Source organism: Streptomyces sp. Root1304, from assembly GCF_001426405.1.
Classification (GTDB): domain Bacteria; phylum Actinomycetota; class Actinomycetes; order Streptomycetales; family Streptomycetaceae; genus Streptomyces.
On record NZ_LMEP01000025.1, the window covers coordinates 378,982 to 393,305 of the forward strand.

The window sequence follows — 14,324 nt, forward strand, 5'->3', positions numbered from 1 at the left end:
CGGCCTCTGTCATGTGTCAGGCCGCCGTGCCCAGTTCCGGCCGCAGCGGCCACGCCGGGTCCACCGTCTCCGGCGTCCCCTGCCGGGTGAACCACGCCTGGAGGCCCCGCGCCTGCGCCGCGTGCCACACCGCCTGCAGGGTGTGCAGCTCCGCCGGGGTCAGGCGCTCCAGGCGCGACGAGAAGCGCCGCGCCACCGCCCGTACGACATCGAGCGCCGCCGCCGCGTCCGCCGCCGCGTCGTGCGCCCCCGTCAGATCCACCTCGTAGTGCGCGCACAGGTCGGTCAGCGTCCGGCGGCCCTTGCGGTACCGGTCCAGGTGCTTGTCCAGCACCCGGGGGTCCAGCACGCACAGCGGGGTGCCGCCCAGGTAGTCGCCGAGCGTGGACGCCCGGTGCCTGCGCAGCTCGCGGTCGAGGATCGTCAGGTCGAACGGCGCGTTCATCACCACCAGCGGCCGCCCCGCCGCGGACTGCTCGGCCAGCGCGCGCGCCAGCTCCTCCATCACCGGGGCCGGCCAGCGGCCGTTCCGCTGGAGGTGATCGTCCGTCAGTCCGTGCACGGCCGTGGCCCCTTCGGGCACCGGTATGCCCGGATTGACCAGCCAGCGCGTGACCCGCGGACGCGCTCCCCTCGTGTCCTGCACGACGAGAGCGGCCGACACGATCCGGTCGCCCTCGACGTCGACTCCCGTGGTCTCCGTGTCGAAAGCGGCCAGGGGCCCTTCGTACCAGTGCAACGTCATCCCTGAACTCCCTGCACACGTGCGGCAGATGGCCAACCCCCTGCCCCCGAAACGGTGATACCCGGACTGTTTGCGCCGTACGCGGACCGGTCACAACAGAAGGGACGGGGAAGGAAGAAGACATGGCGCTCGCCCAGCCCGAGTCGGGAGGGCTGCCGCCCCAGCGGCTGGCACCGACACGCGGCTCACTCGCCACCACCGCCTGCATGGAGACCCTTCAGGTGGGATACCTGCACGCCGTCGCGGCCGCGGCCGGCTGCTCGCTGTCCCAGCCCTTTCCGGACAACGGCATCGACTGGCACGTGAGCCACAGCGCTCCCGGCCACACCGTCGACGACGAAGTGACCATCAAGGTGCAGCTCAAGTGCACCTACCAGATACCGCCGCGCCCGCCCGGGAGCACCTTCTCGTTCACCCTCGACAACGACCACCTGGTGAAACTCGCCAGGACCCCGGTGTCCGTCCACAAGATCCTCGTCGTGATGCTCGTCCCGCGGGCACCGGAGGACTGGCTGAGGGCGAGCCACGACCGGCTCGACCTGCGGCACTGCTGCTACTGGACCAACCTGGCCGGACAGCCGGTCACGGGACGGCGCCGGACCACCGTGCGCATCCCGACGGCGCGGATCTTCGACGACCGGGCACTCTGCGAGATCATGACCCGGGTCGGCGTGGGAGGGAGACCTTGATGCACCGACCGACCGACGAACCGGGGTTCGGGGAGGAGCGGGGCGGAGCCGGGCACGGCCCCGTCCCCCCGCCCTACCGGCCCCACCCACCACCCGCCGAGACCCCCGGGCCCTGGACCGGCGTCCCCGGCCCGCCCACCGGCCCCTGGGCCGACAGCCAGGGCACCCCCGACCCGGGCAGGGTCGACCCGCGCGTCCTCGGCGCCCTCCTCGCCCGGCACGGCTGGCGGCGGCGCGGCGGCGCGGCCGGCCGCTACAGCCGCTGGACCCCGCCCGGCAGCGGCGCCGGCACCAGCCTGCTGGTCCCGGAGAGCCGTGCCTTCCCGGACTGCGAGGACCTGCTCGGCGAGGCGCTCACCGCCCTCGCCCGCAGCGCCACGCCCTCCGCCCGCGAGGTCCTCACCGGCCTCGCCGTGCCCAGCGACGAGATCCGCTGGTGGCGCGACGTGCCCCCGGGCCCCGCCGGCACGGTCCCCTGGACTGTGCAGGAACAGCTCAGGTCCGCCGCCCGCCAGCTGCTCCTGGCCGGCGCCCTCGCCGTACGCGGCCGGGCCGGCTACTACGGGGCCCGGCACCGGCGACCCGCCCAGGCCTCCCTGGAGACCGTCGTCGTCGGCGCGGCCCCCGGCGGGCGCGGCCTCACCGCGTTCCTGCCCGTCGACCCCGGCCGCCCGATCGCCGTACGGCTCTACCACGCGCTCCACGCGGCCCGCGAGGCCACCGACTACCAGCGGGCCACCGGCGGCATGGAGGCCTTCGACGCCGCCGTCGGGGCCGGTGTCAGCCGAGAGCTCACCGAGGCCCTGGTGGCCCTCGTCCGGGGCACCGAGGGCGCCAGGATCGCCCTGGAGTGGGCTCCGTCCGCCGGGGCTCCCGAGGGCTGCGCCGCCCGGCCCGAACCCGTCGAGTTCTCGCCCGGCGACCTGCCCGCGCTGCGCGAGGCGAGCGCCCGCTACCTCACCGACGAACCGTCCGTACCGGTCCGGCTCACCGGAGCCGTCGTCCGCATGCGCCGCTCCGAGCCGCGCGGCGAGGGCACCGTACGGCTCCGGGTGCTCGGCGGGGCGGAGGTCCCGCACGTCCGCGTGACCCTCGACGAGGAGGCGTACCGCACGGCGGGGCACGCCCATCTCGTCGGGCTCCCGATCCGGGTCGTGGGAAGGCTGGAGAGCCGGGGCGGCTTCCGGCGGCTCACCGACGCGTCGGGGGTGGTCCCCGTACAGGTCGACGAGACGGAACGGGACCGGCTGATGAAGTCGCTCCAGGAGAACCTGGACTTCTTCGAGGAGGCGTGCGGGCCGGACGAGGGCTGAGGTGCCGGGAGTGTGCCGAGGACCGGGGCCGGGACCGAAGGGCGGGACCGTGCCGGTGGGCCGCCGACCGGGGGCCGGGCGGCGGGTCGGCGGTAAACCGCTTCGCGGGCGGTCCGGTCGGCTCGGTAGGATCAGCGGTGCGCGGCACCTCGTCTCTGTCGCGCACCGCCGGCGCCGGCACCTCGTGTCTGCCTGCGCCCTTATGTACGGAGTACCCGTGTCTGATGTCCGTGTGACCGTCCAGTCCGCCTCGGAAGCAGAGGAGAGGGCGGTGAGCGCGGGCACCACCGCCGGCGCCCTGTTCGCCGACGACCGCACCATCGTCGCCGCCCGTGTGGCCGGCGAACTGAAGGACCTGTCGTACGAGCTCGCCGACGGCGATGTCGTCGAGGGCGTCGAGATCTCCTCCCCGGACGGTCTCGACATCCTGCGCCACTCGACCGCCCACGTCATGGCCCAGGCCGTGCAGGAGATCTTCCCCGAGGCCAAGCTGGGCATCGGCCCGCCGGTCCGGGACGGCTTCTACTACGACTTCGACGTCGAGAAGCCCTTCACTCCCGAGGACCTCAAGGTCATCGAGAAGAAGATGCAGGAGATCCAGAAGCGCGGCCAGCGCTTCGCCCGCCGTGTGGTGACCGACGAGGACGCCCGCGCCGAGCTGGCGGACGAGCCGTACAAGCTGGAGCTCATCGGCATCAAGGGCTCCGCCTCGACCGACGACGGTGCGAACGTCGAGGTGGGCGGCGGCGAGCTGACCATCTACGACAACCTCGACGCCAAGACCGGCGACCTGTGCTGGAAGGACCTCTGCCGCGGTCCGCACCTGCCCACCACCCGGAACATCCCGGCGTTCAAGCTCATGCGCAACGCCGCCGCCTACTGGCGCGGCAGCGAGAAGAACCCGATGCTCCAGCGCATCTACGGCACCGCCTGGCCGTCGAAGGAGGAGCTGAAGGCCCACCTCGAGTTCCTCGCCGAGGCCGAGAAGCGCGACCACCGCAAGCTCGGCAACGAGCTGGACCTCTTCTCCATCCCGGACGAGATCGGCTCCGGCCTCGCGGTCTTCCACCCCAAGGGCGGCATCATCCGCCGGGTCATGGAGGACTACTCGCGCCGGCGGCACGAGCAGGAGGGCTACGAGTTCGTCTACTCGCCGCACGCCACCAAGGGCGCCCTCTTCGAGAAGAGCGGCCACCTGGACTGGTACGCGGAGGGCATGTACCCCCCCATGCAGCTCGACGGTGGTACCGACTACTACCTCAAGCCCATGAACTGCCCGATGCACAACCTGATCTTCGACGCGCGCGGCCGCTCCTACCGCGAACTGCCGCTGCGCCTGTTCGAGTTCGGCACCGTGTACCGGTACGAGAAGTCCGGCGTCGTGCACGGTCTGACCCGCGCCCGCGGCTTCACCCAGGACGACGCGCACATCTACTGCACCCGCGAGCAGATGGCGGAGGAGCTGGACAAGACCCTCACCTTCGTCCTGAACCTGCTGCGCGACTACGGTCTGACCGACTTCTACCTGGAGCTGTCCACCAAGGACCCGGAGAAGTTCGTCGGCTCCGACGAGGCGTGGGAGGAGGCCACCGCGGTCCTCCAGCAGGTCGCCGAGAAGCAGGGCCTCCCGCTGACCCCCGACCCGGGCGGCGCCGCGTTCTACGGCCCGAAGATCTCCGTTCAGGCGCGGGACGCCATCGGCCGCACCTGGCAGATGTCGACCGTCCAGCTCGACTTCAACCTGCCGGAGCGCTTCAACCTGGAGTACACCGCGCCGGACGGCACCAAGCAGCGCCCGGTCATGATCCACCGCGCGCTGTTCGGTTCCATCGAGCGCTTCTTCGCGGTGCTCCTGGAGCACTACGCGGGTGCGATGCCGCCGTGGCTGGCGCCCGTCCAGGCGGTCGGCATCCCGATCGGCGACGCGCACGTCGAGTACCTCCAGGACTTCGCCGCGGACGCGAAGAAGCTGGGGCTGCGGGTCGACGTGGACGCCTCCTCGGACCGGATGCAGAAGAAGATCCGCAACCAGCAGAAGCAGAAGGTCCCGTTCATGATCATCGTCGGTGACGAGGACATGGCCGCGGGCACCGTCTCCTTCCGCTACCGCGACGGTTCGCAGGAGAACGGCATCGCCCGTGACGAGGCGCTGGCGAAGCTCGTCGACGTGGTGGAGCGCCGCGTCCAGGTGTGACGCGTGCCCCGCGTGAGCGGGGCGTCGGGTTCAGGCCCCCGGGGAATCCCCCGGGGGCCTCTTCTCGTCCTCCCGGGTGAACGCCTGGATCAGCCAGGACGAGAACGAACCCGTCACCGCGCCCAGCAGCGCCAGACCGCAGGCCATCAGGCCCACCGCCACCACCCGGCCCATCGGGGTCACCGGCGTCACGTCCCCGTACCCCACCGTCGCCAGCGTGGAGCAGGTCCACCACACCGAGTCGCCGAAGGTGCGGATCGTGGCACCGGGGGCGCCGACCTCGTACTGGTAGACGGCGAGCGCGCCCGCGAAGCCCAGCAGCGCCACGCTCAGGCCGGCGTAGACCATCACGCGCGCGTAGAGGCTCAGCCGCGGCTTGTCCTGGCGGCGCTGCACCCGGTCGTAGATGTTCACCATGCGCACCGGCCGCAGCAGCGGGAGGACCAGGACCACCGTGTCGAGGAGATGGGTGCGGACGAAGCGGAACCAGCCCTGACCGCTGAGCCGGAACCGTACCGCGTAGTCCACGGCGAACAGCGCCCAGGCCGCGAGGGTGGCGGAGAGGCACAGGTCGAGCCAGAACTGCGGGAGGTGGCGGTTCGCGAGGACGCGGACCGCGTAGCCCGCGAGGAAGACGAGGGAGGCCACGGCGAGCGGGATCTCCATGTGATGGTCCCAGCGCTCCTGGCGGGGCGGTTTCGGCGGCCTGACGCTCATCGGATCAGCATGGCCGCTGCATGGATCTTCCGCCCCGGCGACACGTTCCGAACGGGCGACGCAATATGCTGCACAGCATGACGACTGAGCCGGAACAGCAGATCGGAGTGGGGACGCGGGACGCGTTCCAGCGCCTCTGGACGCCTCACCGGATGGCGTACATCCAGGGCGAGAACAAGCCCACCGGGCCGGGCGCCGACGACGGCTGTCCGTTCTGCTCGATTCCGGCGAAGTCGGACGAGGACGGCCTGGTGATCGCGCGCGGCGAGAGCGTGTACGCGGTTCTCAACCTGTACCCGTACAACGGCGGTCACCTCATGGTCGTCCCCTACCGCCACGTCGCCGACTACACGGACCTGGACGCGGCGGAGACGACCGAGCTCGCCGACCTCACCAAGCGCGCGATGGTCGCGCTGCGTGCGGCGTCCGGCGCGCACGGGTTCAACATCGGCATGAACCAGGGGGCCGTCGCGGGTGCCGGCATCGCCGCGCACCTGCACCAGCACGTGGTGCCGCGCTGGGGCGGGGACACCAACTTCATGCCGGTCGTCGGGCACACCAAGGTGCTGCCGCAGCTGCTCGCCGACACCCGCGAGATGCTGGCCGACGCCTGGCCGGCCACGCTCTGAGCGGACGGTGAGGGCCCCGGACCAGGGCCCGAGCGGACACGGAGGGGCCCGGACCACGGTCGTGGTCCGGGCCCCTCTCTCGCTTCTCTCGTACGACCGGCCTAGCCGCGTGCGCCCCGGTCAGGCGTCGTAGACGTCGGCCTTCTTCGGGCCCGGGTCCTGGACGCCGCCGCTGAGGACCAGCGAGCGGTTGGTGAAGCGCTCCGTGTCCACGTTGTGCTCGTCGAGGACCTTGAGCGTCGCGGCGTGGACGGCGCGGAGCACGGGCGTGGCCATCCGGATGGCGTCGTCGGCCATGAAGCGGTTCTTCCAGAGCGGTCCTGCCCACACGTGCCGCAGCCCGAAGGGCTCGGGCAGGGTCATCTTGCCGCCGAGGAACTCCAGGACCGGCGGGTACCAGGTGAGCGGGGCGCGCACCGCGAGCCGGACGATGTCGTTGGTCCCGAGCAGCGGCTGCTGGATCTCCTTCGTCTCCCAGAACCGGACGGTCTTGGAGACCTCCTTGGTCTTCGCCTTCGGCTTCGTGGTGAAGAGGCCGTGGACGGGGCCGAGCGCGTGCCCGGTGACCTCGATCCGGAGGGTGTGCAGGAGCGAGGTGACGGTGACCATCATGGTCAGCACCAGGTTCCCGTCCCAGAGCGTGAACTGCACGCCGAGGTAGTGACGGTTGCCCGCGCCGAACTGCTGGTCGTTGCAGATGCGCTGTATCTCGTGCGGCTTGACCTGGTAGTGGACGATGTTGTCGCCCTCGGGGCGGCTGACCTCGTCGGCGCCCTCGCCGACCGGCGAGACGATCCAGTGCTTCACGGTCGGCTTGGGGAAGCCGGTCTTCAGGGAGCCGCGCTCCAGCAGGGCCAGCTCGTCGTGGATCCTGCGGACGACGTCCCAGGCGCGGAAGGCGTGGAGTTCCTTGCCCGCCTGCGGGATCAGCTCCTCGGCGAGCGTCCAGTTCCCCCAGCGGGTGCCCAGACCGAGGATCCCCTTGGTGCCGGCGTAGAAGACGATGTTGGACTGCTGCTCCGCGGACAGCTTCTCCAGGTTGACCCGGAGCGCCTCCGCCGACTTCTCGCCCGGGTCCTGGGGGACGGACTTGGGGACGTGGGGGCCGATCCCGCCGCCACCGAGCAGGCCGCTCCAGCGCTCGCGGAGGTCGACGGCGGCGTTCAGGCAGATCCGGCTCGCGAGGAACCAGCCGATGACCGGGGCGACGACCATCGCGCGCAGGTAGTTCGGCAGGATCCCGTCGAAGGGCAGCTTGAGCAGGACGAGCGCGGCGAAGATCCCGGCGGCCCAGAGGAGGGCGGTGCCGATGGCGCTGTTGCGCTTGTTCTCGGAGCCGGAGACGAGACGGCGGAGCTGGATGACGCCGAGCCAGAGCAGCAGGCCGGGCAGGAAGAGGACTCCGCAGAAGAAGGTGACCAGGGTCAGCTTGATGTCGCGCTGTCTGCGGAGGTGGGTGGCGGCGAGGCAGTGCTCGACGACCGGCTGCGGCTCGGCGCCGAAGGACTGGATGAGGGCCTTGCGGGCGCCGCCGAGCATGCGGGCCTGGACCGCGCGGGAGAAGGCCTCGCCGAGGTCGGGGCTGAAGAGCCCCCACTTCCCTTCCTTGACCGTGGTCTTGTAGAGCTCGCTGTCGGCGTCCTGGATGGTCTTCAGGGGACTGTCCCGGTACGCGGCGGAGGCGAGCGCGTTGGTCGCGCCCGTACCGCCCCCCGAGTTCTGGAGGGGGATCTGAGCCCCGGGTCCGAAACCGTCGATCGCCACTGCCGCCCCCATCGCGTGCGAGTATCTGTGCGGGCTGTTCCCAACTGCCGCGCCCCGCACACCTTCTGAGCTGGGCACCACAGCGTAACCGGGGACCGTCGTCTGCGTCACCGCCTGTGGATATCGCGGCCGAAATGACGTACGCCCGACCGGCGGCCGGCGCCCGTCCCTCGCCGATCGTGCCTCAACTAGGCATTGTTTTCGGCCTGTTCGCGCATCGCAGCGGCGAGCTGCGGCGGCATCGGTTCGTGCCGGGCGTACGCGCGGTCGAACCGGCCGGTGCCGTGCGACACGGACCGCAGGTCGATCGCGTACCGCCCGATCTCGATCTCCGGCACCTCGGCCCGGACCAGGGTCCGCCCCGGACCCGCCTGTTCGGTGCCGACCACCCGTCCCCGACGCCCCGACAGATCGCTCATCACCGGCCCGACGTACTCGTCGGGGACGAGGACCCGGACCTCGACGACCGGCTCGAGGAGCTGGACGGCGACCTCGGCGGCCGCCTCCCGCAGGGCCAGCGCGCCGGCCGTCTGGAAGGCGGCGTCGGAGGAGTCCACCGAGTGCGCCTTGCCGTCCCTGAGGGTGACCCGGACGTCGACCAGCGGATAGCCGGCGGCGACTCCCCGCGCGGCCTGGGCACGTATCCCCTTCTCCACGGAGGGGACGAACTGGCGCGGGACCGCCCCGCCGACCACCTTGTCGACGAACTCGATGCCGCTGCCCGAAGGGAGCGGCTCCACCTCGATCTCGCAGATCGCGTACTGGCCGTGGCCGCCGGACTGCTTGACGTGCCGGCCCCGGCCCGCCGAGGCCCCGCCGAAGGTCTCGCGCAGCGACACCTTGTGCGGTACGGCGTCGACCCGCACCCCGTACCGGCCCCTGAGACGGTCGAGGACCACGTCCTGGTGGGCCTCGCCCAGGCACCACAGCACCACCTGGCGGGTGTCCGGGTTCTGTTCGAGCCTCAGGGTCGGGTCCTCGGCCACCAGCTTGGCGAGGCCCTGCGAGAGCCGGTCCTCGTCCGCCTTGCCGTGGGCCCGGACCGCGAGCGGCAGCAGCGGCTCCGGCATGCTCCACGGCTCGATCAGGAGCGGATCGTCCTTCGCGGAGATCGTGTCGCCCGTCTCGGCCCGGCCCAGCCGGGCCACGCACGCGAGATCCCCGGCGATGCACCGCGCCATGGGCCGCTGCTGCCTGCCGAACGGGGAGGTGAGCCCGCCGATCCGTTCGTCGACGTCGTGGTCCTCGTGGCCCCGGTCGGCGAGACCGTGACCGGAGACGTGCACGGTCTCGTCGGGGTGCAGGGTGCCGGAGAAGACCCTGACCAGGGAGACCCGTCCCACGTAGGGGTCGGTGGCGGTCTTGACGACCTCCGCCACCAGGGGGCCCTCGGGGTCGCAGGCCAGCGGGGGCCGGGGGCGTCCGTCGGGGGTGGTGACGGCGGGCGGCTCGTGCTCCACGGGGGAGGGGAAGCCGCCGGTGATCAGCTCCAGGAGTTCATGGGTGCCCAGGCCCTGCGTCCCGCCGTCGGCGGCCGGGGCGGCCGCGAGCACCGGGTGGAACGCGCCCCGGGCGACGGCCTTCTCCAGGTCGTCGACGAGGGTCCGCACCTCGATCGCCTCGCCGCCGAGATAACGGTCCATGAGGGTCTCGTCCTCGCTCTCGGCGATGATCCCCTCGATCAGCCGGGCGCGGGCCTCCGCGATCCGCGCCCGCTGCTCCTCGTCCGGCGCGACCTCCCGGCGCACCCCCGTGGAGTAGTCGAGGACGCGCTCCGACAGCAGGCCGATCAGGCCGGTCGCGGGCGCGTGCCCGTCGGCACCCTCCGGGCCGTGCACCGGCAGGTGGAGCGGAAGGACGGCATCCGGGTCGTCGTGGCCGAAGAGCCCGGCACAGACGGCGGTGAGCTCCTCGAAGCCGGTACGGGCCGTGTCCAGGTGGGTGACGACGATGGCGCGGGGCATGCCGACGGCGGCGCACTCCTCCCAGATCATCCGGGTGGAGGCGGCGACCGCGTCGGCCTCCTGGGCGGCCGAGACGACGAAGAGGGCCGCGTCCGCCGCGCGCAGACCGGCCCTCAGCTCCCCGACGAAGTCGGCGTACCCCGGTGTGTCGAGGAGGTTGATCTTGTACCCGTCCCAGCCGACCGGGACGAGCGAGAGCTGTACGGAGCGGTGCCTGCGGTGCTCGATCTCGTCGTAGTCGGAGACGGTGCCGCCGTCCTCGACCCGCCCGGCCCGGTTGACCGCCCCGGCCGTCTGGGCGAGCGCCTCGACCAGGGTCGTCTTCCCCGATCCGCTGTGGCCGACCAGCACCACGTTCCGTACGTCCGTGGGCCGGTCGACCGTCAGAGCCCTGCCGGCGGCCCCGGCGGCCGTGTTCGCCTTGTCACCCATGATGTGTTCCTCCCGACTGCTCGCACGGTGCGGCGGGACGCGGGCGGGCGCGGGGGAGTGGTGCGTCGCGGTACGGCTCCTGCGGGTGCCCGCGGTGGTCCTTCGAGCTTTGCACCGACACCAGGACGCGTCCATACGTCGTACACGGGAGGACCTGCCGGGGGACGCCGACGCGGCCGGGCGGGTGCCCGCCGGTACGCCGGGGCGCGCGTGGCTACGATGGGTGAGCCGGTGGTCATAGGGGCCGCGCGGCCCACCGAACCTCGGGAAGGCCATGCTGAACAAGTACGCGCGTGCATTCTTCACGCGTGTCCTCACACCGTTCGCAGCGTTTCTGCTCCGCCGGGGCGTCAGCCCCGACGCGGTCACGCTCATCGGCACGGCGGGGGTGATGGCCGGCGCGCTGGTCTTCTTCCCCCGCGGAGAATTCTTCTGGGGCACCATCGTCATCACCCTCTTCGTCTTCTCCGACCTCGTCGACGGCAACATGGCCCGGCAGGCCGGGATCTCCAGCCGCTGGGGGGCCTTCCTCGACTCCACGCTCGACCGGGTCGCCGACGGCGCCATCTTCGGCGGCTTCGCCCTCTGGTACGCGGGCAAGGGCGACGACAACGTGCTGTGCGCCGTGGCGATCTTCTGCCTGGCGAGCGGTCAGGTCGTGTCGTACACCAAGGCCCGAGGCGAATCGATTGGCCTGCCGGTCGCCGTCAACGGTCTGATCGAACGCGCCGAGCGCCTGGTGATCTCGCTGGTCGCCGCCGGCCTCGCCGGTCTCCACACGTTCGGCGTGCCCGGGATCGAGGTCCTGCTCCCGATCGCCCTGTGGATCGTGGCCGTCGGCAGCGCCGTGACCCTGGGCCAGCGGGTCGTGACCGTACGAAGGGAATCGGCCGAGGCGGACGCCGCCGCGGCCCAGGGGGGCGGGGCGACCACGTGAGCACGCTGAAGGACAAGCTGAGCGACGGGCTGTACGGCGCCGGCTGGGCGACCGTCAAGAAGCTGCCCGAACCGGTGGCCACCGGCCTCGGCCGGCGGATCGCGGACCTCGCGTGGAAGCGACGCGGAAAGAGCATCCTGCGCCTGGAGTCGAACCTCGCGCGCGTGGTGCCGGACGCCACGCCCGAACGCCTCGCCGAACTGTCGAAGGCCGGCATGCGCTCGTACATGCGCTACTGGATGGAGTCCTTCCGGCTGCCGACCTGGAGCAAGGAGCGGGTCGAGAGCGGGACGGACATCAAGGACGTCCACCATCTGCACGAGGGCCTCGCCGCCGGCCGCGGGGTCGTCCTGGCCCTGCCGCACCTGGCGAACTGGGACCTCGCCGGGGTGTGGGTGACCCGCTCCCTCGGCGTGCCGTTCACCACGGTCGCGGAGCGGCTCAAGCCGGAGACGCTCTACGACCGGTTCGTCGCCTACCGCGAGTCCCTCGGCATGGAGGTCCTCCCGCACACCGGGGGCTCCGCCTTCGGCACCCTCGCGCGGCGCCTGCGGGCGGGCGGGCTCGTCTGCCTGGTCGCCGACCGCGACCTGTCGGCCTCCGGCGTCGAGGTCTCCTTCTTCGGGGACACCGCGCGCATGCCCGCGGGCCCGGCGATCCTCGCCCAGCAGACCGGCGCGCTGCTGCTGCCGGTGACGCTCTGGTACGACGACACCTCGGTCATGCGGGGGAGGATCCACGGTCCCGTCGACGTACCCGAGTCGGGTACGCGGACCGAGAAGACGGCCGCCATGACCCAGGCGCTGGCCGATGCCTTCGCCGGCGGCATCGCGGACCACCCGGAGGACTGGCACATGCTGCAGCGACTGTGGCTCTCGGACCTGGAAGCACGCCCGGAGCCGGCCACCGGTGCCGCGCGGGACGGGGAGCACGGCGCGTGAAGATCGGGATCGTCTGCCCGTACGCCTGGGACGTGCCGGGCGGCGTCCAGTTCCACATCCGCGACCTTGCCGAGCATCTGATCCGGCTCGGCCACCAGGTCTCCGTCCTCGCCCCCGCCGACGACGAGACCGCGCTGCCGCCGTACGTGGTCTCGGCCGGCCGGGCCGTGGCCGTGTCGTACAACGGCTCGGTGGCCCGCCTCAGCTTCGGCTTCCTCTCGGCCGCGCGGGTACGCCGCTGGCTGCACGACGGCACCTTCGACGTCGTCCACATCCACGAGCCGACCTCGCCCTCGCTCGGGCTGCTGACCTGCTGGGCGGCGCAGGGGCCGATCGTCGCCACCTTCCACACCTCGAACCCGCGCTCGCGGGCCATGATCGCCGCGTACCCGATCCTCCAGCCCGCGCTGGAGAAGATCAGCGCCCGCATCGCGGTCAGCGAGTACGCGCGGCGCACGCTCGTCGAGCACCTCGGCGGCGACGCCGTCGTCATCCCCAACGGCGTCGACGTGGACTTCTTCGCGCGCGCCGAGCCGAAGAAGGAGTGGCAGGGCGAGACGCTCGGCTTCATCGGCCGGATCGACGAGCCGCGGAAGGGCCTGCCGGTCCTCATGCGCGCCCTCCCGAAGATCCTCGCCGCCCGGCCCGGGGCGCGGCTCCTGGTCGCGGGACGCGGGGACGAGGAGGAGGCGGTGGCCTCGCTGCCGCGGGAGATGCGCTCCCGGGTGGAGTTCCTCGGCATGGTCAGCGACGAGGACAAGGCGCGGCTGCTGCGCAGCGTCGACGTGTACGTGGCGCCCAACACCGGGGGCGAGAGCTTCGGCATCATCCTCGTCGAGGCGCTGTCGGCCGGAGCGCCGGTCCTCGCCGCCGACCTGGACGCCTTCGCGCAGGTCCTCGACCAGGGTGCGGCGGGTGAACTCTTCACCAACGAGGACGCCGACGCGCTGGCGGACGCGGCGATCCGGCTCCTCGGCGACGAGGAGCGCCGGGCGGAGCTGAGCGCCCGCGGCTCGGCCCACGTCCGCCGCTTCGACTGGAGCACGGTGGGCGCGGACATCCTCGCGGTCTACGAGACGGTGACGGACGGCGCGGCGGCGGTGGACACGGACGAACGCGTGGGGCTGCGGGCGCGGCTGGGGCTGTAGGGACGCGGCCGGAGCCGTACGGCGCCCGGACCGGGGGCCGTACGGGCACCGGGCCCGGAGCGGATGGTGCGGCGCCCGGCCCGGGTACGCCCCCGCCGTACGCCCCCGCCGGGGCCCGTCGCAGGGCGGTCCCGGGTGTCCTGTTCGCCCGGGACCGTGACGTTCGTGCAGGTGCGCCGCCACCGCCCCGGTAGCCTGTGCGCCCGTGACCGAAACCCTGATCTGGACCGTCGTCGCGCTGATTCTCATCGGCGTCTATCTCAGCTGGACCGCCGGACGGCTCGACCGGCTGCACTCCCGTATCGACGCCGCCCGCGCCGCTCTGGACGCGCAGCTGCTGCGCCGGGCCTCGGTCACCCAGGAGCTGGCCACCTCCGGTGTGCTCGACCCGGCCGCCTCGATCGTGCTGTACGAGGCCGCGCACGCGGCCCGGCAGGCCGAGGAGGACCACCGGGAGGTCGCCGAGAGCGAGCTGAGCCAGGCCCTGCGGGTCGTGTTCGGCGAGCCCGAGCAGGTGGAGCTCGTACGGGAGGCGGCGGGTGGCGAGGAGGCCGCGGAGGAACTCGCGCAGGCCGCCCGGCGGGTGCCGATGGCCCGCCGGTTCCACAACGACGCCGTACGGGCCGCCCGCGCCCTGCGCCGCCACCGGAAGGTCCGCTGGTTCCGGCTCGCGGGCCACGCGCCCTTCCCGCTGGCCTTCGAAATGGACGACGAGCCGCCGGTGGCCCTTGCCGATCGCCCGGCCTGACGCCTCGTAACCTGCGAAAACGATCCACCAGGTCCACATTGGCCCTTGCTGTGGACCGCAGGTGGACTGTTTCCTCACTGGTGTCGTCATTTCGCTGTTGTCA

12 protein-coding genes are annotated in these 14,324 nt (G+C 72.2%); 8 read left to right on the forward strand and 4 right to left on the reverse strand.

All coding sequences use genetic code 11. The annotated features are described in order from the left end of the window. Positions 1-16 precede the first annotated feature (16 nt). Positions 17-745: a 3'-5' exonuclease gene (locus ASD33_RS28390; protein WP_056566648.1), complete on the reverse strand. Its 729-nt coding sequence runs from the start codon at positions 743-745 to the stop codon at positions 17-19. A gap of 122 nt (positions 746-867) precedes the next feature. Between ASD33_RS28390 and ASD33_RS28395 the strand changes: the two genes are divergently transcribed. From ASD33_RS28395 to thrS, 3 genes are all read left to right on the forward strand, one after another. After that, positions 868-1,434, forward strand: a complete 567-nt coding sequence (locus ASD33_RS28395; protein ID WP_056566651.1) for a DUF4365 domain-containing protein — start codon at positions 868-870, stop codon at positions 1,432-1,434. Continuing rightward, on the forward strand, positions 1,434-2,747 hold the full coding sequence (locus ASD33_RS28400; RefSeq protein ID WP_056566654.1) for a hypothetical protein: 1,314 nt from the start codon (positions 1,434-1,436) through the stop codon (positions 2,745-2,747). Before ASD33_RS28395 ends, ASD33_RS28400 begins: the two co-directional genes overlap by 1 nt. A gap of 217 nt (positions 2,748-2,964) precedes the next feature. Then, on the forward strand, positions 2,965-4,941 hold the full coding sequence (gene thrS / locus ASD33_RS28405) for a threonine--tRNA ligase (protein ID WP_056566657.1): 1,977 nt from the start codon (positions 2,965-2,967) through the stop codon (positions 4,939-4,941). 30 nt (positions 4,942-4,971) lie between these two features. On the opposite strand, the gene ASD33_RS28410 is transcribed toward thrS, so the two are convergent. Beyond that, positions 4,972-5,658, reverse strand: coding sequence for a potassium channel family protein (locus ASD33_RS28410; RefSeq protein WP_079045069.1), 687 nt, complete (start codon positions 5,656-5,658; stop codon positions 4,972-4,974). Positions 5,659-5,723: 65 nt separating this feature from the next. Between ASD33_RS28410 and ASD33_RS28415 the strand changes: the two genes are divergently transcribed. Next, positions 5,724-6,287: an HIT domain-containing protein gene (locus tag ASD33_RS28415; RefSeq protein WP_056566662.1), complete on the forward strand. Its 564-nt coding sequence runs from the start codon at positions 5,724-5,726 to the stop codon at positions 6,285-6,287. 120 nt (positions 6,288-6,407) lie between these two features. Here ASD33_RS28415 and ASD33_RS28420 read toward each other — a convergent pair whose 3' ends face one another. Both ASD33_RS28420 and ASD33_RS28425 read right to left on the reverse strand, forming a co-directional pair. Beyond that, positions 6,408-8,063: a hypothetical protein gene (locus tag ASD33_RS28420; RefSeq protein ID WP_056566665.1), complete on the reverse strand. Its 1,656-nt coding sequence runs from the start codon at positions 8,061-8,063 to the stop codon at positions 6,408-6,410. A 176-nt stretch (positions 8,064-8,239) separates the two neighbouring features. Further along, the gene (locus tag ASD33_RS28425; protein WP_056566668.1) at positions 8,240-10,447 is read right to left on the reverse strand and encodes an elongation factor G-like protein EF-G2; all 2,208 of its coding nucleotides are present in this window, start codon (positions 10,445-10,447) and stop codon (positions 8,240-8,242) included. 274 nt (positions 10,448-10,721) lie between these two features. Here ASD33_RS28425 and pgsA point away from each other — a divergent pair, with 274 nt between their 5' ends. The 4 genes from pgsA (at position 10,722) to ASD33_RS28445 (ending at position 14,221) form a co-directional block, all read left to right on the forward strand. After that, positions 10,722-11,384, forward strand: a complete 663-nt coding sequence (gene pgsA, locus ASD33_RS28430; RefSeq protein WP_056566671.1) for a phosphatidylinositol phosphate synthase — start codon at positions 10,722-10,724, stop codon at positions 11,382-11,384. Next, positions 11,381-12,325 (forward strand): phosphatidylinositol mannoside acyltransferase, encoded by a 945-nt coding sequence (locus ASD33_RS28435; protein ID WP_056566674.1) that lies wholly within the window; start codon positions 11,381-11,383, stop codon positions 12,323-12,325. The genes pgsA and ASD33_RS28435 overlap by 4 nt, the downstream gene beginning before the upstream one ends. Further along, positions 12,322-13,473 carry a glycosyltransferase family 4 protein gene (locus ASD33_RS28440; RefSeq protein ID WP_056566677.1) on the forward strand — a complete coding sequence of 384 codons (1,152 nt, stop codon included), beginning with the start codon at positions 12,322-12,324 and terminating at the stop codon, positions 13,471-13,473. Before ASD33_RS28435 ends, ASD33_RS28440 begins: the two co-directional genes overlap by 4 nt. Before the next feature lie 205 nt (positions 13,474-13,678). Next, complete coding sequence (locus ASD33_RS28445; RefSeq protein ID WP_056566680.1) at positions 13,679-14,221, forward strand: hypothetical protein; 543 nt, start codon at positions 13,679-13,681, stop codon at positions 14,219-14,221. Positions 14,222-14,324: the final 103 nt, after the last annotated feature.

Bases quoted from the DNA above. Each gene is read 5' to 3' on its own strand.
- ASD33_RS28390 (WP_056566648.1), bottom strand. From the start codon at position 745: ATGACGTTGCACTGGTACGAAGGGCCCCTGGCCGCTTTCGACACGGAG.
- ASD33_RS28395 (WP_056566651.1), top strand. From the start codon at position 868: ATGGCGCTCGCCCAGCCCGAGTCGGGAGGGCTGCCGCCCCAGCGGCTG.
- ASD33_RS28400 (WP_056566654.1), top strand. From the start codon at position 1,434: ATGCACCGACCGACCGACGAACCGGGGTTCGGGGAGGAGCGGGGCGGA.
- ASD33_RS28410 (WP_079045069.1), bottom strand. From the start codon at position 5,658: ATGAGCGTCAGGCCGCCGAAACCGCCCCGCCAGGAGCGCTGGGACCAT.
- ASD33_RS28415 (WP_056566662.1), top strand. From the start codon at position 5,724: ATGCTGCACAGCATGACGACTGAGCCGGAACAGCAGATCGGAGTGGGG.
- ASD33_RS28420 (WP_056566665.1), bottom strand. From the start codon at position 8,063: ATGGGGGCGGCAGTGGCGATCGACGGTTTCGGACCCGGGGCTCAGATC.
- ASD33_RS28425 (WP_056566668.1), bottom strand. From the start codon at position 10,447: ATGGGTGACAAGGCGAACACGGCCGCCGGGGCCGCCGGCAGGGCTCTG.
- pgsA (WP_056566671.1), top strand. From the start codon at position 10,722: ATGCTGAACAAGTACGCGCGTGCATTCTTCACGCGTGTCCTCACACCG.